The sequence below is a fragment of the Actinosynnema pretiosum genome, from assembly GCF_024171695.1.
In the GTDB taxonomy this organism is placed as follows: Bacteria; Actinomycetota; Actinomycetes; order Mycobacteriales; family Pseudonocardiaceae; genus Actinosynnema; species Actinosynnema pretiosum.
On the sequence record NZ_JAMTCF010000011.1, the window covers coordinates 47498 to 68371 of the forward strand.

Annotated in this window: 16 protein-coding genes; 9 read left to right on the forward strand and 7 right to left on the reverse strand. The window is 73.3% G+C overall.

What is annotated here, in order from left to right:
- Both LV78_RS22480 and LV78_RS22485 read right to left on the reverse strand, forming a co-directional pair.
- Positions 1–2772 (reverse strand): pentapeptide repeat-containing protein (locus LV78_RS22480; RefSeq protein ID WP_253847580.1); only part of this gene is annotated, 2772 nt, incomplete at its 3' end.
- A complete protein-coding gene (locus LV78_RS22485) occupies positions 2769–3101 on the reverse strand; it encodes a hypothetical protein (protein WP_253847581.1) in 333 nt (110 codons plus the stop codon). The genes LV78_RS22485 and LV78_RS22480, both read right to left, overlap by 4 nt.
- Positions 3102–3568: 467 nt before the next feature.
- Here LV78_RS22485 and LV78_RS22490 point away from each other — a divergent pair, with 467 nt between their 5' ends.
- Positions 3569–4732, forward strand: a complete 1164-nt coding sequence (locus LV78_RS22490) for a helix-turn-helix domain-containing protein (protein WP_253847582.1) — start codon at positions 3569–3571, stop codon at positions 4730–4732.
- 209 nt (positions 4733–4941) lie between these two features.
- Here the strand turns inward: LV78_RS22490 and LV78_RS22495 are convergent, their stop codons facing one another.
- The 4 genes from LV78_RS22495 to LV78_RS22510 all read right to left on the reverse strand — a co-directional run bounded on the left by LV78_RS22495 (position 4942) and on the right by LV78_RS22510 (position 10757).
- A complete protein-coding gene (locus LV78_RS22495; protein ID WP_253847583.1) occupies positions 4942–6159 on the reverse strand; it encodes an MFS transporter in 1218 nt (405 codons plus the stop codon).
- Complete coding sequence (locus LV78_RS22500; protein ID WP_253847584.1) at positions 6160–7875, reverse strand: ABC transporter permease subunit; 1716 nt, start codon at positions 7873–7875, stop codon at positions 6160–6162.
- A 35-nt stretch (positions 7876–7910) separates the two neighbouring features.
- Entirely contained in the window at positions 7911–9398 is a 1488-nt protein-coding gene (locus LV78_RS22505) for an ABC transporter substrate-binding protein (protein WP_253847585.1), read from the reverse strand.
- 147 nt (positions 9399–9545) lie between these two features.
- Entirely contained in the window at positions 9546–10757 is a 1212-nt protein-coding gene (locus LV78_RS22510) for a PucR family transcriptional regulator (protein WP_253847586.1), read from the reverse strand.
- A gap of 273 nt (positions 10758–11030) precedes the next feature.
- Between LV78_RS22510 and LV78_RS22515 the strand changes: the two genes are divergently transcribed.
- From LV78_RS22515 to LV78_RS22525, 3 genes are read left to right on the forward strand one after another with little or no spacing between them, the layout of a single operon-like run.
- The gene (locus LV78_RS22515) at positions 11031–11906 is read left to right on the forward strand and encodes an SGNH/GDSL hydrolase family protein (protein ID WP_253847587.1); all 876 of its coding nucleotides are present in this window, start codon (positions 11031–11033) and stop codon (positions 11904–11906) included.
- 1 nt (position 11907) lies between these two features.
- On the forward strand, positions 11908–13863 hold the full coding sequence (locus LV78_RS22520; RefSeq protein ID WP_253847588.1) for a hypothetical protein: 1956 nt from the start codon (positions 11908–11910) through the stop codon (positions 13861–13863).
- A gap of 8 nt (positions 13864–13871) precedes the next feature.
- Positions 13872–14909, forward strand: coding sequence for a tyrosine-protein phosphatase (locus LV78_RS22525; protein WP_253847589.1), 1038 nt, complete (start codon positions 13872–13874; stop codon positions 14907–14909).
- A 70-nt stretch (positions 14910–14979) separates the two neighbouring features.
- On the opposite strand, the gene LV78_RS22530 is transcribed toward LV78_RS22525, so the two are convergent.
- Positions 14980–15855 carry a LysR family transcriptional regulator gene (locus LV78_RS22530; protein ID WP_253847590.1) on the reverse strand — a complete coding sequence of 292 codons (876 nt, stop codon included), beginning with the start codon at positions 15853–15855 and terminating at the stop codon, positions 14980–14982.
- Positions 15856–15990: 135 nt separating this feature from the next.
- Between LV78_RS22530 and LV78_RS22535 the strand changes: the two genes are divergently transcribed.
- The 5 genes from LV78_RS22535 (at position 15991) to LV78_RS22555 (ending at position 20674) form a co-directional block, all read left to right on the forward strand.
- Positions 15991–16734: an SDR family oxidoreductase gene (locus tag LV78_RS22535; RefSeq protein ID WP_253847591.1), complete on the forward strand. Its 744-nt coding sequence runs from the start codon at positions 15991–15993 to the stop codon at positions 16732–16734.
- A gap of 128 nt (positions 16735–16862) precedes the next feature.
- Complete coding sequence (locus LV78_RS22540; protein ID WP_253847592.1) at positions 16863–17258, forward strand: HPF/RaiA family ribosome-associated protein; 396 nt, start codon at positions 16863–16865, stop codon at positions 17256–17258.
- A 310-nt stretch (positions 17259–17568) separates the two neighbouring features.
- On the forward strand, positions 17569–19218 hold the full coding sequence (locus LV78_RS22545; RefSeq protein WP_253847593.1) for a PP2C family protein-serine/threonine phosphatase: 1650 nt from the start codon (positions 17569–17571) through the stop codon (positions 19216–19218).
- Complete coding sequence (locus tag LV78_RS22550) at positions 19215–20315, forward strand: cobalamin B12-binding domain-containing protein (protein ID WP_253847594.1); 1101 nt, start codon at positions 19215–19217, stop codon at positions 20313–20315. The genes LV78_RS22545 and LV78_RS22550 overlap by 4 nt, the downstream gene beginning before the upstream one ends.
- Positions 20312–20674 (forward strand): STAS domain-containing protein, encoded by a 363-nt coding sequence (locus LV78_RS22555; protein WP_253847595.1) that lies wholly within the window; start codon positions 20312–20314, stop codon positions 20672–20674. The genes LV78_RS22550 and LV78_RS22555 overlap by 4 nt, the downstream gene beginning before the upstream one ends.
- Positions 20675–20874 lie beyond the last annotated feature (200 nt).

Consider the following 20874-nt stretch of genomic DNA (forward strand, 5'->3'; position numbering starts at 1 on the left):
TACCCAGTCTGTGTGTCCGGTGAGGTAGATTAAGTGAAAATCGGAAATTTTTCCTGACTCGACATCCGGCGCTAAGGTGAAGTCGGGTGTAGGTGAAAAGCTTGGTGTGCAATAGATAATTCGTGTCCTGTGTGCTCTAATTGTGGTTACATCGACACCTTTCAGGGTGCAGTCTCGAAATAACGATCCGGGAAGTTTTGCGTCTAGCCATGAAGAGTCCGACAAGTCTGATGAATGAAATTCGGTCAGATTTGCCAAACTTCTTGAGAAGTTTGCATTACAAAGATTTGTTTTATGAAAAATGGCCCGCTTTATGTCTGCGTCAACAAGATTTGCCTGTGACATGGACAATGGTTCGTTAGCCTCCTTGTGTCCGATTTGCCAGCCGGACAGGTTGGCTCCCGATAGGTCTATGCGAATTAGTGACTGGCGCGGGTAGCCTCGCTGTGCTGCGTGTAGTGCATAGGCGAAAGCTAACTCTGAAGCCTGTGGTCTGTACTTCTGGCCAATCTTTCTCAAGGTGGAGAGAGCGCGTAAACGTGGCGTCTCTTCTGATCCTTCGATCAGTTGACCGAGGAAGTCAAGCGTTTCTGGACTGGGTACCGCCATGGAAAGTGGATCGTCTTCGCGGTCAAAAAATTTTGGATCGCTCATCAGATGCCACAGGTGGCAGGCCAGGAAGTACTCGAAGAGGGACCGGTGTGCGAACTCGAACGTGTCACCCTCTCGCCTGAGGAAGGTGGCCGTGCGGAAGTCCGCCTTCCATAGATCCGGCTCGTACTTGCTGTAGTGCCGCCTGAGGTCGGGGCGGCGTTCCATCAGCGCCAAGAGCCAGTCGTCTACCTCGGCAGGGCTCCAGGAGTTCTGCCCGGACCGCCACAGCGCCCCTGCGATCTCCTCCATGAGCGGGCGCTTGTGCTCAGAATGGAGTTGGTGCTTGCCCCAGTCCCGTGAGATCCAGCGCTCGACCACCTCCGAGTAGATGTCGACCGAGCGCAGGGTCCGTCCTTTCAGCTTGGCGCGCTCGATGAACTTCACCTGCTCGGAGATCAGTCGCAGTGTGATCGGTCGCTGAGCTAGTTCCGGCAGGTTGTGTACCACCTTGATCGTGTTGATGAAGTCGTCGACCTGCGTCTCGTCGCGCTCCATGTTCCTGATCAGGTACTCCCGCACCTGCTCGTCGTTGAACGGCAGCATGAGCAGGGCGAGGTAGTCGTTCCCCCGCAGTCCTTGGCGCATCTCGCCGGTGAAGTACGTGACCTCGTCGCGGATTGTGCGGAAGTACTGCGTCCGGCAGGACAGCAGCATCCGGCTCGCCGTCTTCTCCTCGACCGCGCGCCACAGCTGGCGGGTGAACAGCTGCCGGTCGTGCGCGGAGAGATGGACCAGCACCTCGTCCAAGCCGTCGAAGATGACCACCGCGTTGCCCTTCGCCAACCGGTCCCGCACGACCTTCGCGTTGAGCTGGTCGGCTGAGGTGTCGGCTGGGCGTGCTGCTTCGATCATGTTGTCGAGGATGCTGTCGAGCGTCATCGCCCCTGCCAGGTTCGTGACGCGAACATCCCGCAGGTCAAACAGGAGCGGCAGCGGGGTGGCCGGGTTCTCCTCGTGCAACTTCAGCAGTTCGCGGGTGAAGAGCTTGGTCGTCGTGGTCTTGCCCATGCCCACGTCACCGAGCAACGCGCACAGCCTCGGCGCCTCCGGTGAGCTGTCGGTCGCCCAGTCGATCAGTCGATTGACCGCGTTCAGCGCCGGGCCGCTCTGGGGTGGTGTCCCGTCCAGCCTGCTCTCCTGCAAGGAGGTCTGGGCGATGTGTGCAGGTATCAGGTAGTCGCTGTCATCGCGGCGTCGGCGGTCGACCATCTGTTCCGTGAAGCGCCTCAATGACTTGTCGCTGGTAAGCGGTGCCACGGGTTTCTGGTTGAGCCAGCGCTGAATCTCCTGCTTGACCGCCTTGGTGTACTTGGCCCGCTGCCTGCTGGTGGACCGGCTTTCCCACGGGTCTTCAATGCACAGCACGTCGTGCCGTTGGAACGGGTGCAGCTTGAGCGGGCCGTCCGGTAAGTCGCTCAGCGCGAACAGCAGCGCCTTCTCCGCGCAGTCGGCCAACCTGCCGTGTTCCACCCCGTCGGCCAGGTAGCCGGTGGACACCAAGGCGATGCAGACGTCTGCTTCCGCGATCAACTGCTCTCGCCTGGCCGTGATGTTCTCACCCAGTGCTATCGACCGGGTGTGCGTGACGGCCCAGTTCCTCTCCGCATCGGCTCCCAGCACGTTGCCGAGGTCGTCGAGGAACTGGGCCACCTTCGCCGGAACCTGCTCGTCCTTCGCGTGGAAGCTGACGTGCACCCGCGTCCGTCGCGAGTTTCCCAGCTCCGCGACCGTCGGCTCTACCGGCGTCTCCAGCTTGTTCCGCTCTGCGGCCTCGTCGCTGAACGCGGCGATGCGCTGGTCCGTGAGGTCCCGACACGCGAACCAGCCGTACCGCCGCTCCGGTGGCACCTTCAGCGCCTCCAGTTCCAGGCGCAGGTCCACCCCCGCGCTCTCGGCGGCTTCGTTTACCCGCTTGCGGAAGGCGCGGAACGCGTCCTGGCCCTGACTGCTCCCGGCGGGGAAACCCGCCTCGGTCAGCGCAGTGCGCAGCAGGAAGCGCCCGTCCTCGCCGACCAGGCCGCAGATCACCTCCAGCCGCTGCACCTGCGTCTCGGTCAGCGCCGACCGCAGGGCCCGGAGGAACGGGGGGATCTCGTTGCTGCGGAGGATCGTGGTCACAGCTCTCGGTATCCGCTCTGGTCGAGCAGGCGGCGGCGGATCGCATCTGCCAGGGCGTTGGCGAACTTCGTGCGCCGGGCGCCCGTCAACTCGGCGAAGCTGCGGCCCTCGTAGTCGAAGATCAGCTGCTTCTCCGCTCCGCCCAGGTCGATGTGACTGCCGTACGTGCGCGGCCCGAGGGCGACCGGAAGCGCGCCCTTGTCGGCGTCAGGACCGGAGAAGCGGGGGAGTTCGTGCTTCCTGATGAATGCACTTCCGAAGTACTTGTTGGTCAGCAGGAGAACGCCGTAGTCGGCCTCGCCGAGGCGGGCCAGAACTTCCTTCTTCAAGGACTCGCCGCAGTTCAGGTGGCTGCTCTCCCGCCACTCGACCTTCAGGTCGTTGAACGTCCCCAGCGCGAGTAAGAGGTCCTCCAGCAGGACGTTCTTCAGGTGCTCGTCCTTGAGGCACCAGCTGAGGAACAGGCGGGGTTTGCTCGTTACGGACGTCTCCCGGAAGGGGGTGGAACGGATTTCGGAACGCTAGCACGGGTGAATGGGGAAGTATTTTTCCATTACTTATGGAAACCGCTACCGCAGAATTGCGGTTATTCTCACCCGCAAGTCCCGCCCCCGCGCCACCCCGGTCAACCACCCCGAGCCAGCCTCGCCCACCCCAACCCATCGATCACCGAACGTAGTTACACCCGCACCCCACATCCACACGAACAGGTAGTCCTCTTCGGCGGTCGGGTCACGTCTGCGGCCCCTGCGGCGATCCACCCCACGTAGCCAGCCCGAGGGGATCGAGAACAGCCATGCCGGACAGCGCACCCACCATCGTCGAACTCGCCGCCGACTTACGCGCCCTGCGCACCCGCCGCGCCCGCGCCACCGGGGACGGTGAGCTCACCGTCCGCCAGATCGCCGCCTCGACCGGGTACGCGCTCGGCACGGTCTCCGACTACCTCACCGGCACGACGCTGCCGCCCACGGACCGGTTCGGCGTGCTCGTGCGGCTGCTCGGGGCCACGCCCGCCGAGGAGGTGCAGCTCGGGCGGGTGCGGGACCTGGTCGAGCAGGAGCGCAGCGCGCGGCGCGAGGCTCGTGGGCGGGTGCTGCGGGAGCTGCCGCCGGAGGTGTTCGGGTTCGCCGGGCGGGAGCGGTTCCTGGCCGCGCTGGACGGGCTGGTCGACGGGCCCCGGTACGCGGTGGTGTCCGGGCCCAGCGGGGTCGGGCGGACGGCGGCGGTGGTGCGGTGGGCGCACCGCAGGGGGCACCGGTTCCCGGACGGGGCGGTGTACGTGGACCTGCGCGGGCGCGACAGCGAGGCGCGGCCGAAGGCGCCGGGGCGGCGGTCGCTCCTGGTGCTGGACAACGTCCGCAGCGCCGAGCACGCCCGCCCGCTGCTCGCGGCGTGGCCGGGCCGGGCGGTGGTGATCACCGGCCGGGAGTTCGCGCTGCGCGACGCGATCCACCTCCCCGTGCCGCCCCTGACCGGCGCGGAGGCCGTGGACCTGCTCACCAGGCTGACCCGCAACCGCCCGTCGGTGGACCAGGACGCGGCGGTGGAGCTGGTGGACCGCTGCGCCCGCCTGCCGCTGGCGCTGCGGCTGGCGGCGGAGGTGGTGGCGACGAAGGTGGAGACGTCCGTGCAGTCGCTCGTGGCCGGGCTGGCGGCGCGGCAGCGGGGCGTGGGGGACGTGCGGGGGGTGCTGGCGTGGACCCTGTCGCACCAGCCGCCGGAGCTGGTGCGGGCCTTCCGGCTGGTGGTGGCGGGGAGCGGGCGGCGGATCACGCCCCGGTGGCTGGCGTCGGCCGGGCAGCTGGACGTGGGGCGGGCGCGGGCGCAGCTCGACGCGCTGGGGCGGGCGCAGCTGCTGCACCGGGCGAAGCCGGGGCACTACGGGGTGCACGAGCTGGTGCGGGCCTGCGCGGGGGAGCCGGTGCGGCGGCCCGGCGCGGTGGCGATGACCTCGTAGGCGGCGGGGGCGCCTCGTCAGCCAGGGCGAAAGATCATCGAGGGGGGCGTCGTGGTGGCGTTGGCCAGAGCGGATCTCACCACTCCCGAGAACCACCGCTTCACGCTCGTCCACCACCGGCTCGGCCACGCCGCGATCGCCGGTCCCGCCACCCTCCGGGCCGTCGAGCGCGGCCACACCGCCCTCGAACCCCGCCACGGGCAGGTCCGCTACCTCGACGCGACCGGCTCACCCGAGAGCCGGGACCCCGCCCGCCGGGGCACCACCAGCACCCCCACCAGCGGGATCACCGCCATCCCCAGCCACATCGCCGCGCCACCGGCCTCCGCGACCGCGCCCAGCGGTGCCGAGGTCGCCAGGACCAGCAGCCCCGACAGGGACGACATCGCCCCCATGAACGTGCCCAGCAGCCGCTCGTCCACCAGGTCCGGCACCAGCGCGCGCGCCGCCGGGGCGGCCAGCATCTGGCCGCCGGTCAGCAGCACCACGAACACCACCGACCCGGTCAGACCGGTCGCGGGCAGCAGCGCGGGCAGCGCGCAGCCCACCGCCAGCACCCCCAGCCCCCACCGCAGCGCCGCCGCCGGGGTCAGCGCCCGCCCGGCCCACTTCGACAGCGGCACCTGCAACGCCACCACGATCACCGACGACAGCGCGAACAACCACCCCAGCGCCGCCTGGCCGCCGGTGGCCCGCTCCAGCTCAGCCGGGAGCGTCAGGTACATCTGGTTGTAGATCACCAGGTACCCGCCGTAGGCCAGGCACAGCAGCAAGAACGCCCGGTTCCCCGCCACGCCCCGGAACGTCAGCGGCGGCGGCTTCACCGGCTCGCGGCTCGGCATCAGGAACCAGTGCCCGACCAGGATCACCACGAACACCGCCGCGCCCGCCAGCGCCACCGCCCGGAAGCCCTGCCCCAGCAGCAAAGCGCCCAGCACCGGCCCGATCAGCGCCCCGGCCTGACCACCCGCGTGGAACGTCCCCAGCAGCTTCGTCCGGGGCTCCCCGGTCCGCTGCTCCCGCTCCAGCGCCTGCCGCGCCACCTCCGACTCCACCGCAGGCGAGAACAGCGCCGCCGCGAACCCGATCAGCAGCACCGCCCCGATCACCGACGCCGTGCCCGAGGCGAACGCCAGCCACCCGAACCCCAGCACCCGCAGCGCGCACCCGACCAGCACCGCCGGGCGCGGCCCGAAGCGGTCCGCCAGCGCGCCGCCGACCACGAACATGCCCTGCTGGCTGAACGTCCGCAGCCCCAGCACCACGCCGACCAGCCACCCGGCCAGCCCCAGCCCGCCGCTCAGGTGCGCCGCCAGGTGCGGGAGCACCGCGAAGAACCCCACGTTGAACGCGAACTGCGTCCCCACCAGCAGCCTGGCGAGCGCGTCCGCGCGCACCACCCCGCGCTCGACCACCGCGCGACCCATCTACGACCTCCTCGGAACACGGGCTGAGGCGGCCAGGGACACGGCGAACACCGCCAGCGCCAGCAAAGCGCCCGCGGGGGCCAACGTCGCCCACGGCGCGCGCTCCACGTACGGCAGGGTCTCCGACAGCAGCAGGCCCCACTCGGGGGCCGGCGGCGGAGTGCCCAGCCCGAGGAATCCTAGGGAAGCCAGCGCCAGCGCGATGCCCGGCAGCCGCAGCACGGCGTGTCGCGCCAGGGGGCCGACCACGGCCGGCAGCACGTGCTTGCGCAGCGTCCACACCGGACTCGCGCCCAGCGCCCGGTTCTCCGCCACGTGCTGCGCCGCACGGGCCTCCTCGACCAGCGACGCCGCGTGCTCCGACAGCACCGGCCACGACACCAGCGCCACGGCCAGCGCCGCGCTGCTCCCGTCCGGCCCGAGCGTCGCGGCCACCAGCAGGCCCGCGATCACCGGCGGCACCGCGTTCGCCGTCTCCGCCGCCGCCCGCGTCACCGACGGCAGGAACCCCAGCAGCAGCGCCACGACGAACGCGAACGCGCACACCGCCACCGCCACGCCCACCGTCGCCAGCGCCCCGTGCCCGACCCGCGCCAGCACGTCCCGCCCCAGCGAGTCCGTGCCCAGCGGGTGCGCCCAGCTCGGCGCGGACAGCCGCGCGGTGGTGTCCAGGCGCAGCGGGTCGCGGGTCAGCCCCCACGCCGTCAGCACCGCCACCACGCCGCCCGCGCACGCCACCACCGCCCGGTGCCCGCGCACCGGCACCGGCGGGGGCGTGATCAGCGCCGCGTCGCGCAGCGCCGGACCGAGCACCCGGCGTCGCACCAGCGCGGTCACCACCCCGCCGATCATGCCCACCAGCAGCAGCACGATCACCGAGCCCTGGAGCAGCGGCAGGTCCTGCGACTCGGCGGCGCCCAGCGCGGTCCGCCCGACGCCGGGGATCGCGAACACCACCTCCACCGACACCGCGCCGCCGATGATCCCGACCGCCGCGAGCCCCACCTGCGGCAGCACCGGCGGCAGCGCGCGCCGCAGCACGCCCCGCGCCAGCACCGCCCGCGAGCAGCCCCACGACCGCCACAGCGACACCCACTGCTCGCCGAACACCGGCGGCAGCGCGTCGTCCACCAGCCTGCCCAGCACCGCACCGGCGGGCAGCGCCATCGCCAGCGCGGGCAGCACCAGGTGCTGCGGTCCCTGCCAGCCGTACGGCGGCAACCAGCCCAGCCACACCGACACCACCACGATCAGCAGCGCCGCCAGCAGGAACTCCGGCGCCGCGGCCAGCACCGCCGCCGCCGCGCCACCGCCACGCCTGTTGTCCCCGCGCAGCCCGCGCCGCATCGTCGGCACGCACAGCGCCGTCGCGACCAGCAGCGCGCCCGCCAGCGCCACGCCCATCAGCGTCAGCGACACGCCCAGCCCGGCCAGCACCGACTCCAGCACCGGCTGCCCGTTGACCCACGAGGCGCCGAGGTCCCCGCGCAGCGCGCGCCCGAGCCAGTTCCCGAACAGCGCCACCGGGTCCGCGTCGAGCCCCAGCTCGCGCCGGATCGACCCGAGCGCCTCCTCCGTGGGGTCCTGCTCGCCGGAGCGGGCGCGCAGGATCGACAGCGCCGGGTCGCGCCCCGCCAACCACGGGACGAGGCCGACCGCGGCGACCACGGCCGTGACGGACACGATCCTGGACGCCGCGGTCCCGAACTTGAACAACGTCAGAAACCCTTGCCTGTCAAGAACTTCGACCGTCAGCGGAGGTGCGTGGCGGCGGTGACCAGCGCCCGCTCGCGCGGGTCCTTCACCGAGTCCGCGACGTTCGCCGCGTCCGCCTGGATGACCCGCTCGTGCAGCATCGGCACACCCGCGTCGGTGCGCAGGATCGCCGCCTCGGCGGCCAGGATCGCAGCCCGCCGCTCGGGACCGGCCTCGGCGCCCTCCGCCGCCTGCACGGCCGCGTCCACGGCCGGGTCGCACAGCCCGGAGATGTTGAACGACCCGCCGCAGGTGAAGTCCGAGCGCAGGTAGGCGACCGGGTCGCCGGAGTCCAGCACGGTGGCGCGGGACAGGATGAAGACGTCGAACTTGCCCGCCAGCGCGTCCTGCTCGATGTGCGCGTACTCGCGGACGTCCTGCTTCACGGTGAACCCGGCGTCCTCGAGGCGCTGCTGCACGATGGAGGCCACCTCGGGCAGCTCGGCCCGGTCGGTGAACGTGCCGATGGTGATCGACGCGCCGTTCGCGGCGGCGGGCGCGGTCCGGTCGGTCAGGGGCTTGCGCTCGTCCACGGTCCACGGCAGCGCCGGGCCCAGCAGGCCCTTGGCGACGTCCGCGCGGCCCTCGTAGACGCCCTTCACGATCTCCTCGGCGTCCACGGCCGCGCGCACCGCCGCCCGCACCGCCGGGTCGGCCGTCGGGCCGCCGCGCGTGTTCAGGTACAGCGTGTTGGTGCGCGGCATCGGCACCTCGGTCAGCAGCGCGGGGTCCAGCAGCGCCGCCTGCGACACCGGGACCGTCTCGGCGATGTGCGCCTCACCGGTGCGCACCGACGCGGCGCGCGCCGTGCCGTCCGGCACGAACGACACGTCCAGGCCGGAGGCCTTGGCCTTCCCGCCCCAGTAGCCGTCGAACCGGTCCAGCGTCGCGGTGCTCGTGCCGCCGACCTCCACCAGCTCGAACGGCCCGCTTCCGGTGCCGACCGGGTTGACCTTGCCGTCCTCGGCGTACGCGCTCGGCGCGAGGATCGCCAGCTGCGGCGACGAGAGCCGCTGCGGCACGAGGGGGTCGGGGGAGCCGGTGGTGATGGTGACCTTGTTCCCGGCGGCCTGCGCGGTGAGCTGGACGCCGTCCAGGATGCGCGGCTTCGGCGAGGCCTCGCCCGCGCGGGTCAGCGTGTTCACCACGGCGTCGGCGGTCAGGTCGCTGCCGTCGTGGAACTTCACGCCCTCGCGGACGGTCAGCTCCCAGGCGGTGTCGGAGGTCCTGGTCCACTCGGTGGCCAGGCCGGGCAGGGCGTTGCCGTCCGCGTCCAGGTTCACCAGGGTCTCGGCGGTCGACCAGCGGGACAGCTTGAACGCGTCGTCGCTGAACGGGGTCAGGCCGAAGCGCGGCGGCTGGAGCATGGCGATCTTGATGCGGTCGGACGAGGGGCCTTCCGCCGCCTGCTCGCCCGCGAAGCAGCCCGACGTGGCGAGCAGCAGGGGGACGGAGAGCAGGGCGAGCGAACCGGAGAAGCGCACGGGGACACCTGGGTGGGGATCGGCGACGGGGGTGCGCCCACTGTAAGTGGGACGATAACCGTTTTCATAGTCGGTGTGGGGCGGAGCACGTCGCAGTCGCCGCGAAGGGGGTTGACAGGGCTTCCCGATGTCCGGGAAACCGGGGCGTCACCGCTGGTGGGGGCCGTGCTCGGGCCCGGTGAACCGGCGGGCCACCAGCGCCGCCGCCAGGCTGCGGCAGTCCTGCGGCCGGGTCGGCGACAGCCCGGTCAACCGGTGGATGCGGCGCAGCCGGTAGTCGACCGTGTTCGGGTGCAGGTGCAGCCGGGCCGCCGTCGCCTTGCGGTCGAGGTCCAGCGCCAGGTGCACCTCCAAGGTGCGCAGCAGCTCCGGCTTCGGCTCCAGCGCGGCCACCAGCCCCGCCAGCGGTCGCAGCGCCCCGCTCGGCCTGCTCAGCTGGTAGTCCAGCAGCACGTCCGCCAACCGGTGCGCGCCCGGCGGCCGGTCGGTGCGCAGCACCACCTCCAGCACCTCCGCGTTGCGCGCCACCACCGCAGGCACCCCCGGCGCGCCCGCGTACCCGGCCGCCGCCGTCACCGGCACGTCCGCCGCCAGCGCCAACCGGTCCACCAGCGCCCGCACCTCGGGCCACCCCGGCTCGGCCGCCAGCGGCAGCAGCGCCGTGCCGCCCGAGTGGTCCAGCGCGGCCAGCGCGGGCTCGTCGGCGAAGCCGTCCAGCACCGCCAGCACCCGCCGCAGCTTGCGCCGCGCCGAGATCCGCGCCCCCGCGCCCGACTCGTCCCGGTGCGGCGGCAGGAACACCTCCAGCGCCAGGTAACCGCCGGGCGCCTCCGGGCCCTCGCCCGCGAGCAGCGCGGCCAGCAGCGCGTGCCGCCCCGACCGCTCGTGCCCGTCCAGCGCGGCCCGCGCCCGCTGGTAGGCGCGGGTCACCTCGGCGGTCAGCTGCCGCTGGAACCCGAGCAGCCCGTCCACCACCTCCAGCACGGTCGGCAGGTCGTCCGGCCCCGCGCCCTCGGTCAGCGCCCGGCAGCACAGCGCCGCGCCGAGCTGGTACGCCGACAGCACCGCCTCCAGCGGCACGCCCTCCTCCGCGCGCAGCTCGGCCGACTCGCGCTGCGGTCGCAGCTCGCGCTCGGTCGCGGACCTGCGCTGCTCCAGCACGTCCGCGCACACCAGCAGGTTGTGCCGCACGATCGCGGTGATGTCGCCCGCGATCTCCTCGCGCGGCAGGTCCGCGTACACCGGCAGCTCGGCGGTCAACCGCTCCACCACGCGCGCCGCCAGCGCCGCCGCGCCCGCCCGCAGCGCGGGGGCCACCGCCCGGCCCGCGATCCGGGGCGGCGCTTTGTCACCCGTCACAGCGTCCCCCGCGAAAGTCTGCGTCCCGTCCAGTCGATCTCGGCGGCGCCGAGCCCGCAAGATGTGATGTGGCGCCTGCCACAGCCGTTCCCCGCCCCGACCGATTGCCGCCGCGACCGCCGACCCGCTCCGCCGTCCGCAGCAACGATCCCGCCGAAACCCTTTCGCGACAACGCTCTCCGCCGCGACCGGGCCCTGCCTGCTCCCCGCTGCCCCGAATCCCTGCTGTCCCGAATCCCTGCCGCACCCGATCCCTGCCGGGGGTGTTCCCGCATGACCAGCGCGTCCCGCCGTGCCCTGCTGGGCCTGATCGCACTGACCGCGTCCGCGCTGACCGCGCTCGCCGTCCCCACCGCCGCCACCGCGCAACCGCTCGGCTACGCCGCGCTCGGCGACTCGATGGCGTCCGGCCCGCTCATCCCGGACTTCACCGGCCCGCTCGCCTGCGGCCGATCCACCCGCAACTACCCGCACGTGCTCGCCGCCGCCCTGGGCGCCCAGCTGGCCGACGCCACCTGCAGCGGCGCCCAGACCAAGCACCTCGCCCAACCGCAGTCGCTGTCCCTGCTCGGCGTCCCCGCCGGGAGCGCGCCACCCCAGTTCGACGTGCTGCGCCCGGACACCGGCCTGGTCACGATCACCATGGGCGGCAACGACGTCGGCCTCGTCGGCATCGCCCAGGACTGCGTGCGCTGGGACCCGACCGCCACCCCCTGCAACGGCGGGTTCCAGGAGCGCCTGACCCAGCGCCTCGCCGAGCTCGGCCCGCGCCTGGACGCCGCGCTCACCACCATCGCCGAGCGCTCACCGGCCGCCCGCGTCGTGGTGGTCGGGTACGGCCTGTACATCCGGCCCGGCGGCTGCTGGCCGGTGCAACCGGTCCTCGCGCCCGACGCCGACTTCCTGCAGGACGGCGTGAACCGGATGAACGCCGTGCTCGCCGACCGGGCCGCCGCGCACGGCGCCGAGTACGTGGACCTGGTCGCCCCGAGCGCCGGGCACGACACCTGCGCGCCGAACGCCGAGCGCTGGATCGAGGGCTACGTCCCGGTCACCCTCGCCGCCCCGCTGCACCCGAACCGGCGCGGCGAGGAGAACTACGCCCGCGTGATCGCCGAGCACCTGTCGTCCACCGCCGAGGGGCTCTGACGTGCGGCTGCCTGCGGCCCTGCTCCTCGTCCCGCTGCTCACCGGCGCGACGGGGAGCCCCGACCCGGCGGGGGAGCGGGCGCCGGACGCCGCCCCGTGCGACCCGCTCGGCGGTGGCGGCGGCGCGTGCGCCCTCCCGTTCCCGAACGACTGGCACACCCGCCCCGACCCGACCACCCCCACCGGCCGCAGGCTCGCCCTGCGCGCCGAGTCCCTGCCGAGGTCGGCGGCGGGCGAGCCGGTCGACCCGACCGCGTGGAACCGCGCCGACGGCTTCTCGCCCGGCGCCACGCTGCTGGCCCACGTCCCCGGCCTGGACGCCGAGGCCTCCGGCCTGCCCCCGGTCACCGACATCGGCCGCTCCCTGCGCCCCGACTCGCCCACCGTCCTGCTCGACGCCACCACCGGCGAGCGCTGGCCGCACTGGGCCGAACCGGACTCCGGCGCGCCCCCCGACCGCCGCGCCCTGCTGATCCACCCGGCCCGCAACCTGCGCGAGGGCCACCGCTACGTCGTCGCCCTGCGCGCGCTCCGCGCCGAGGACGGCTCCCCGATCCCCGCAGGCCCGGCCTACCGCGCCGTCGCGGGCCACCGGCTCCCCGCCGCGCACCCGCTGCGCCCCAGGCAGCGCCACCTCACCCCGGCGCTGGACCTCCTGGCGCGCAGCGGAGTCCCACCCCGCTCGCTCACCCTGGCCTGGGACTTCACCGTCGCCAGCCGCCGCTCCCTCACCGGCGACCTGTTCTCCGCGCGCGACGACGCGCTCCGCGCCCTCGGCGACCGCGCCCCGGAGTTCCGGATCACCGCCACCACCGACCCCACCCCCGAGCAGGACCCCCTGATCGGCCGCGAGGTCACCGGGAAGCTCACCGCCCCCAACTACCTCGCCCTCCCCGGCGGCCCACCGGGCTCGACGCTGCTGCGCGACCCCCGAGGCGTCCCGCAGCGCAACGGCGACCTGGAAGCCGACTTCCGCTGCGTCATCCCCAGATCGGCCTTCCGCACCCCCGCCAGACCGGCCCTGTACGGCCACGGCCTGCTCGGCTCGCTGAACGAGGTCGGCGCCCGCAACGTCCGCGCCATGGCCGCCGAGCACGGCTTCGCCTTCTGCGCCACCGACTGGATCGGCATGGCCAGGGCCGACGTGCCCGTGGTCCTGGCCGCGCTGGCCGACGTCACCGGCTTCCAGGCCGTCCCCGACCGCAGCGTCCAGGGCATCCTGAACGCGCTCCTGCTCGGCCGAGCCCTCACCCACCCCGACGGCCTCGCCGCGCACCCGGCCCTGCGCGGCGACACCGCCCCGCTGCTCGACCCCGGCCCCGGCCTGGTCTTCGACGGCAACAGCCAGGGCGGCATCCTCGGCGGCGCCCTGGTCGCCGCCGACCGCGACATCCGCGCGGCCGTCCTCGGCGTCACCGGCATGAACTACGGCCTGCTCCTGAACCGCAGCAGCGACTTCGCCCCGTTCCAGGCCGTCCTCGACACCACCTACCCGGACCGCCAGGCCCAGCAGGTCGTCATCGCCCTCATGCAACTGCTGTGGGACCGCGCCGAGACCAACGGCTACGCGCCGCTGCTGCGCGACCGGGAAGTGCTGCTGCACATCGCCTTCGGCGACCACCAGGTCGCCAACGCCGCAGCCGACGTCCAGGCCAGGACGGCCGGGATCCCCGTGCTCACGCCGGTCCTGGCCCCCGGCCGGAGCCCGGACGCCGTGCCGCACTGGGGACTGCGCCGCGCCCGCGCCCCGCACACCGGGAGCGCGCTGGTGGTCTGGGACAGCGGAACCCCGGCCCCACCACCGGGGAACGTCCCCCCGACCGGGGGCCACGACCCCCACGAGGACCCCAGGAACTCCGCCGCCGCACGCGCGCAGAAGGCGGAGTTCCTGCGGACCGGCCGCGTCGTCGACGTCTGCGACGGCGCGCCCTGCACTGCTGAACCCGTCGAACGGTGAGGAGCGTCATGCGCGGTCTTCGTGTTGTGGTGGCGGCCATCGGGGTGCTCGGCCTCGTCACGGGGCTGACCGCCCCGGCGAGCGCCGCGCCCGAGGCGGTCGCGTTCACCCAGGCAGCCGCCGTGCGGGGGGCGGACGGCGGCCACGCCCTGTCCTGGGCCTCGCCCGCGAGCTCGGTCCGGATCACCGCCGTCACCTCCCCGGAGGCGACCACCGGCGTGGAGGTCGGCGGGGCGGGCGGGACCGGGACCCTGTCCGTGCCCCCGCTCCCGGCGGCCGACCGCTGGTACTTCCGCCTGACCCCGGACAGCGGCGCCCCGCTCGTGGTCGCCGACCGGCACCTCGGCTTCGCCTCGGCCAAGAACTTCCGCGACGTCGGCGGCTACCGCACCTCGGACGGCCACTGGGTGCGCCACGACGTCCTGTACCGCTCCAACAAGCTCAGCAACCTCACCGCCGACGAGCAGCGCAGGCTCACCGGCCTGGGCGTGGTGAAGGTCGTCGACCTGCGCAACTTCGTGGAGCGCCTGGAGGAACCCGACCGGCTCCCCGCCGGGATCGCCTACCAGGTGGCCGACGTCGCCTCGCTCGACCACGGCGTCCGCTTCCACGACGCGGCCCTGATGACCCTCCTGGAAGCGCTGGCCGCCGGTCTGCTCTCCGGCTCCTCCGACCTCGGCCAGTCCGTCGGCTACCCGTTCATGGTCAACTTCGTCGGCGCCGACCGGGCGTTCCGCGACTTCCTGACCGCCGTGGCCACCGCCCCAGGCCCGGTCGTCGTGCACTGCTCGGCGGGCAAGGACCGGACCGGCTGGGCGACGGCGGTCCTGCTCACCCTGCTCGGCGTGCCCGCCGACGTGGTGGAGGCGGACTTCCTGGCCAGCAACATTCACACCGGCAACCCGCAGGCCGTGGAGCTGTCCTGGCTGCGGGCCGCGCAGAACCAGGTCCAACGCCTGTACGGCGGCTTCGACGCCTACCTCCGGCAGGGCATCGGCCTCGACGAGGCCACGATCACCGCGCTGCGCGCGAAGTTCCTGGTCTGACGTCCCCACCCGACCCGGCAGCGCCCGACCCGTCAGCGCCGGGCGGGACCACCCCGGTCCCACCCGGCGCTCACCCGCCCAGCACCCGCCGCGCGACCTCGTGGAACGCTCCGGCCAGCGGGTTCCGGTCGGCGGCCCGCGTCACCGCCACCACCCGGCTGGGCGCGATCCCCGCCACCGGAACCACCACCAGGTCGTCCCGCGCGGTGACCCGCCGGTCCCCGCTCGGCACCAGCACCACCCCGCCCCCGTCCGCGACCAGCTCCACCTTGTCCTCGAAGCTGTCCTCCACCCCCACCGGCGGCGCCGAACCCGCGGGCCCTACCCAGATCGCCGCCGTCATCGCGCACGGCGTCAGCTCCGCGCCGGGGAAGTCCTCCACCCGCACCACCTCCCGCCCCGCCAACCGGTGCGCGGCGGGCAGCAGCGCCACCCACGGCTCCTCCCGCAGCACGCTCACCCGCACCCCCTCGCCCGGCACCGGCAACCGCGTCAGCAGCGCGTCCACCCGACCCCGCCCCAGCGCCCCGGTGGACTGCCAGGTCAGGTGCCGCACCCGCACCTCGGCGCCGGGGTGCGCCCGCCGCAGCTCGCGGGCCACCGGCGTGGCGACCAGGTCGGCGACGGCCCCCACCACCAGCTCGCGGGCGGGCGCGTCGGCCTCGCGGGCCTCGCGCACCGCGACCCCGGCCACCCCGAGCAGCTCCCCGGCGCGCGGCAGGAACGCCCGCCCGGCGGGCGTGAGCGCGCTCCCGCGCGGCGACCGCTCCAGCAACCGCACCCCGAGCTGCTCCTCCAACCGCCGCACCTGCCTGCTCAGCGACGGCTGCGCCACGCGCAGCTCGTCCGCCGCCCGCCCGAAGCTCAGGTGCTCGGCCACGACCGTGAAGTACCGCACCAGCCGCAGGTCCAGGTCGGCGGCGGTCACCGGGAAGCTCTCGACCACACCCGCGACCCTACGCGCCCAGCGGTGATGCGCGGCACGCATGACCCGGTGCGGAACAGGTCTTGGACACCCGCCCCGAACCGCACTTGACTCGGTGGAAGTCCAGCGGCACCAACGAGAACAGGACATTCCACAGTGGACGACTACACCGGCAGGCGCGTCGTGGTCACCGGCGGCGGCAGCGGCATCGGCCTGGCCACCGCCCGCCTCCTCGTCAGCGCGGGTGCCCGCGTGCTCATCACCGGCCGCGACCCCGAGACCCTCGAATCGGCCCGGCGCGAGCTCGGCGACCACGCCCTGACCGCCAGGGGCGACACCTCCTCCCTCGCCGACCTGGACGCGCTGGCCGCCCGCGTCCGCGACGAGTTCGGCGAGGTGGACGCCCTGTTCGTCAACGCGGGCGTCAGCGCCTTCGCGCCGCTGGAGCACACCACCGAGGCCCTGTACGACGAGCTCTTCGCCATCAACGCCAAAGGCGCGTACTTCACCGTCCAGAAGCTCGCCCCGCTCCTGGCGACCGGCGGCGCGGTGGTGCTGACCACGTCGGCGGCCAACGCCATCGGGATGCCGGGCGTCAGCGCCTACTCGGCGACGAAGGCCGCCCTGCGCTCGATGACCCGCACCTTGGCCCGCGAGCTGCTGCCGCGCGGCATCCGCGTCAACGCCGTCAGCCCCGGCCCGATCGCCACCGGCATCCTGGCGAAGGGCCTGTCCGAGGAGCAGGCCGCCGAGGTGGCACGGTCGCTGACCGAGGACATCCCCATGGCCCGCTTCGGCGACCCGGCGGAGGTGGCGCGCGCGGTGGCCTTCCTGGCGTTCGAGGCCACCTACACCACCGGCGCCGAGCTGGCCGTGGACGGCGGCGGCACGCAGCTCTGACCCGCCTCCCCACCCCCCGATCGCGTGATCATCCGGACGAACCCGGTCCGGGCGTTTCGACCGCTCGTCCGAACGGGTACGGGGAGGGTGACGGTTCCCAACCGCCGAGTGGATGAGAGGTCACGCCGATGCAGGTGCAGGTCAACATCGACCGCAGTGTCCAGGGTGGGGAGAAGCTGACCGAGTTCGCCACGTCCGAGCTGGAGACCTCCCTCGCGAGGTTCGACGGGTGGGTGACCAGGGTCGAGGTCCACTTCACCGAGGAGACCGCAGCCAAGGGCGAGGACCTGCGCTGCGCCATCGAGGCCCGTCCGTCGGGCGCCCAGCCGGTCGTGGTCAGCCACCACGCCTCCACGGCGGGCGAGGCGTGCGTCATGGCGGTCAAGAAGCTCCACAAGGCGCTCGACACGCGCTACTCCAAGGCCCACGACCACAAGGGCGCCGACAGCATCCGCCACCAGGACGCGGGCGAGCCCCTGGACGACGTGGCCGAGGAGCTGACCGGCGAGCCGGTGGTCAAGTGAGACGCGCCGGGGGCCGCTGCGGCACCGAACCGCCGCAGCGGCCCCCGGCCACCTGGCCGAGCGGGGCGCCCCGTGGGGCCCGCTCGCTCTCCGTGAACGAAATCCGCCCCGAACCCGTGCTTTTCTCACCATGCGTGTCCGCACCTGCGGATGTCCTGCGCACGACGTGCCCCGACACCTGTAGGGTGGGGAGCGTCCGGGACTTGAAACCACAGGTCCGCGCACTCGACAGCGCCCCCATCACGTGGGCGCGGTGAGGTTTGGGCCCCCATCCGCGGGCCCGGTGATCCTGGTGGGCGAAGACCGCGTGGTGGGAAACACCCACGTCGACAGCGACACGGCGTGGCGCACGGCTCCTTGCCCTGCCCTCCTGGTGGGCCCGGACGGCACCGTGCTCGGCCTCAACCGGGCCGCGAGCACCCTCCTGCCCTCGATCACCGAAGGCGGCTCCCTTGACGACGGCTGGTTGGCGGACGCGCACCGCGACCACCTGGAACCCGCCCGCGCCGCCGTCGCCACGGCGGTGGCGCCGGGAAGCGGCGACCAGGCGGGTGCCACCCTCGTCACCGGCGACTTCGGCCCGAGGAGCTTCGCCGCGCACCCGGTCGACCACGACGACGGCACCGTCGCCTGGTGGCTGGTGGAGGACACCGAACGCCGAGGCGCCCTGGCCGAGCTGGCCGTGGAACGCGAGCGCGCCGCCCTCCTGGACGAGATGTCCTCGGCCTTGTTCACCTCGCTGAACGTCGAGCGCTGCGCCAGGGTCGCGGTCCGGCTCGCCGCAGCGCACCTGGCCGACGCCGCCCTGGTCATCTCCCCCGGCGGCCGGGACTACCCGGTCACCCGCTGCGCGCGCGGCGAGTCCCCGGCCCACACGCGCATCGTCATCGACCCGGACGAGGTCCCCGGCCTCGGCGAGGCGCTGCGCGGCTTCCCGCCCGTGCCGTCCCGCTGGATCGACCCGTCGGCGGCCCCCGACTGGCTGCTGCCCGACGGCTTCGGCGAGGCGGGCTCCATCCTGGTCACCCCGCTGCCCGGCCACGGCGTGCCCGCGGGGGCGCTGATCCTGGTCCGCCGCACCGCCGTGCGCGGCTTCAGCCCCGACGAGGAGGCGTTCGCCCGCCTGTTCGCGGCCCGCGCGGGCGTGGCCATGTCGGCCGCCCGCATGTTCGCCCAGCAGGCCTCGATCACCGAGACCCTGATGCGCGAGCTCCTCCCGCCCACCCTCACCCACCTCGGCGGCGTCGAGTTCGCGGGCCGCTACCGCCCGTCGCAGGACACCGAGCGGGTCGGCGGCGACTTCTACGACGTGCACGAGGGCGAGGACGGCGAGTCCCTGGTCGTCCTCGGCGACGTGTGCGGCAAGGGCCTGGAGGCCGCCGTCCTCACCGGCAAGGTCCGCACCGCGCTGCAGGTCCTGCTGCCCATGGCCGACGACCACCACCGGATGCTCACCCTGCTCAACGAGGCGCTGCTCAACAACGGCAGCACCCGGTTCGTCACGCTCGTGCTCGCCTCCGTCACCCGCGAGGGCACCTCGGTGCGGCTGCGCCTGACCAGCGCGGGCCACCCGCCACCGCTGATCGTGCGCGCGGGGGGCGAGGTCGAGGAGGCCGACACCACCGGCACGCTCATCGGCGTGCTCCCCGAGATCGAGAGCACCACCGCCGAGGTCGTCCTCGGCCCCGGCGAGACCTGCCTGCTCTACACCGACGGCATCACCGAGGCCAGGGGCGGCCCCATGGACACCGGCATGTTCGGCGAGTCCAGGCTGCGCCGCGCGCTCGCCGAGTGCGCCGGGATGCCCGCCGAGGCCGTGGTGGAGCACGTGCAGATGCTGGCCGCGCACTGGGTCGGCGCCAGCGACCACGACGACATGGCCGTGCTGGCGGTCACCGCGCCGCGCGGGCAGCACCTGACGGCGGTCGGGGGGCACGGTCCGGGGCGGTTCACCTCATGACGGCGGCCGAGCTGACGGCGGTGGCGGAGCGCTCCGAGCTGCTCTGGCGGGCGGTCGTGGCCGGTGACGAGCACACCGCGACCGACGTGGTGCTGGACGCGCTCGACTCCGGGCTCGACCCCGAGTCGGTGCTGCTGGACGTGATCGCGGGCGTGCAGCGGCGGGTCGGCGAGGAGTGGGTGGCCAACCGGCTCACCGTCGTCCAGGAGCACGCGGCCACCGCCATCAACGACCGCGTCATCACCGTGCTGGGCGTGCGCGCCCGCACCAGGCCGACGCTCGGCCGGGTCGTGGTGGCGTGCGTGGACGGCGAGTGGCACGCGCTGCCCGCCCGGCTGCTCGCGGAGGTGCTGAAGCTGCGCGGCTTCCAGGTCGACTACCTGGGCGCGCAGGTGCCCGCGCCGCACCTGGTCACGCACCTGCACCGCACCGACCCGGACGCCGTCGCGCTGTCCGGCTCGCTGGCCACCCGGCTGCCGACCGCGCACGCCACGATCACCGCCTGCCAGGCGGCGGGCGTGCCCGTGCTCGCGGGCGGGCGGGCGTTCGGCGTGGACGGCAGGTACGCCCGGCTGCTCGGCGCGGACGGCTGGGCGCCCGACGCGCGCGCCGCCGCCGACCACCTCGCGGCCGGTCCGCCGCCGAGACCGAGGTCCGGCCACCAGCCGATCGACGACCTGCCGCACCTGGGCGACCAGGAGTACACCATGATCTCCAGGACGGCCCAGCAGTTGGTGAAGGCCGTCTACACGGGACTGGAGGAGCGGCTGCCGGTGATGGGGACCTACACCGAGCAGCAGCAGGAGCGCACCGCCGAGGACCTGCTGCACATCGTCGAGCACCTCGCGGTGGCGCTGTACACCGACGACCCCGAGCTGTTCACGAGCTTCCTGGGCTGGACGGGGGACGTGCTGTCCTCGCGCGGCGTCCCGCCCGCCTTCCTCGCGCCCACCGTGGACCTGCTGTCCGCCGAGCTGCGCGACTTCCCCAGGGCCACGGCCTTCCTCGCCGCCCACCGGACCGCCGCGTCCGACCCGCCCGCGCCCCAGCACCACGCGCTGGCCACCCACCCCTCCGACCCCGGACCCGCCGCATGAGCCGACCACACCCCCTGACCTGCACGCGCGTCGTCGACGGCGGAACCGCCAGCGTCGCGGTGACAGGCGATCTCGCCTACGACACGGGTGACGTCCTGCTGCACACCGTGGTCGACGCGCTGGAGGAGGGCGGGGTCGAGGACGTGCGCATCGACTTCGCCGGCCTGGAGCTGTGCGACTCGTACGGCCTCGCCACCCTGCTGATGATCCACCGCAGGGTCGTGGCGGCGGGCGCGCGCCTGCACCTGGAGAACCGGCCGACGACCCTGGAGCGGCTGATGCGCCGCACCAACACGCTCGGCCACCTCACGAGCACCCCGGCGGCGGACCGGATGGACCGGCTGGACCGGTTCGACTAGCGGTCCGCCGGGCCCCGGCCGGTCGCGGGACCGGCGGTCCACGCGCCTGCGCGGCTCACCGGGGTTAGGTGCGGCAGCTTAGGTCCTGGAGTCCTGGAGTCCTGGAGTCCTGGAGTCCTGGAGTCCTGGAGTCCTGGAGTCCTGGAGTCCTGGTGCCTGGTGCCTGGTGCCTGGTGCCTGGTGGCCGGAGCTCGGTGGCC

Coding starts and splice junctions, on each gene's coding strand:
- LV78_RS22495 (WP_253847583.1), bottom strand. CDS start 6,159: ATGGGTCGCGCGGTGGTCGAGCGCGGGGTGGTGCGCGCGGACGCGCTC.
- LV78_RS22540 (WP_253847592.1), top strand. CDS start 16,863: ATGCAGGTGCAGGTCAACATCGACCGCAGTGTCCAGGGTGGGGAGAAG.
- LV78_RS22525 (WP_253847589.1), top strand. CDS start 13,872: ATGCGCGGTCTTCGTGTTGTGGTGGCGGCCATCGGGGTGCTCGGCCTC.
- LV78_RS22550 (WP_253847594.1), top strand. CDS start 19,215: ATGACGGCGGCCGAGCTGACGGCGGTGGCGGAGCGCTCCGAGCTGCTC.
- LV78_RS22555 (WP_253847595.1), top strand. CDS start 20,312: ATGAGCCGACCACACCCCCTGACCTGCACGCGCGTCGTCGACGGCGGA.
- LV78_RS22515 (WP_253847587.1), top strand. CDS start 11,031: ATGACCAGCGCGTCCCGCCGTGCCCTGCTGGGCCTGATCGCACTGACC.
- LV78_RS22490 (WP_253847582.1), top strand. CDS start 3,569: ATGCCGGACAGCGCACCCACCATCGTCGAACTCGCCGCCGACTTACGC.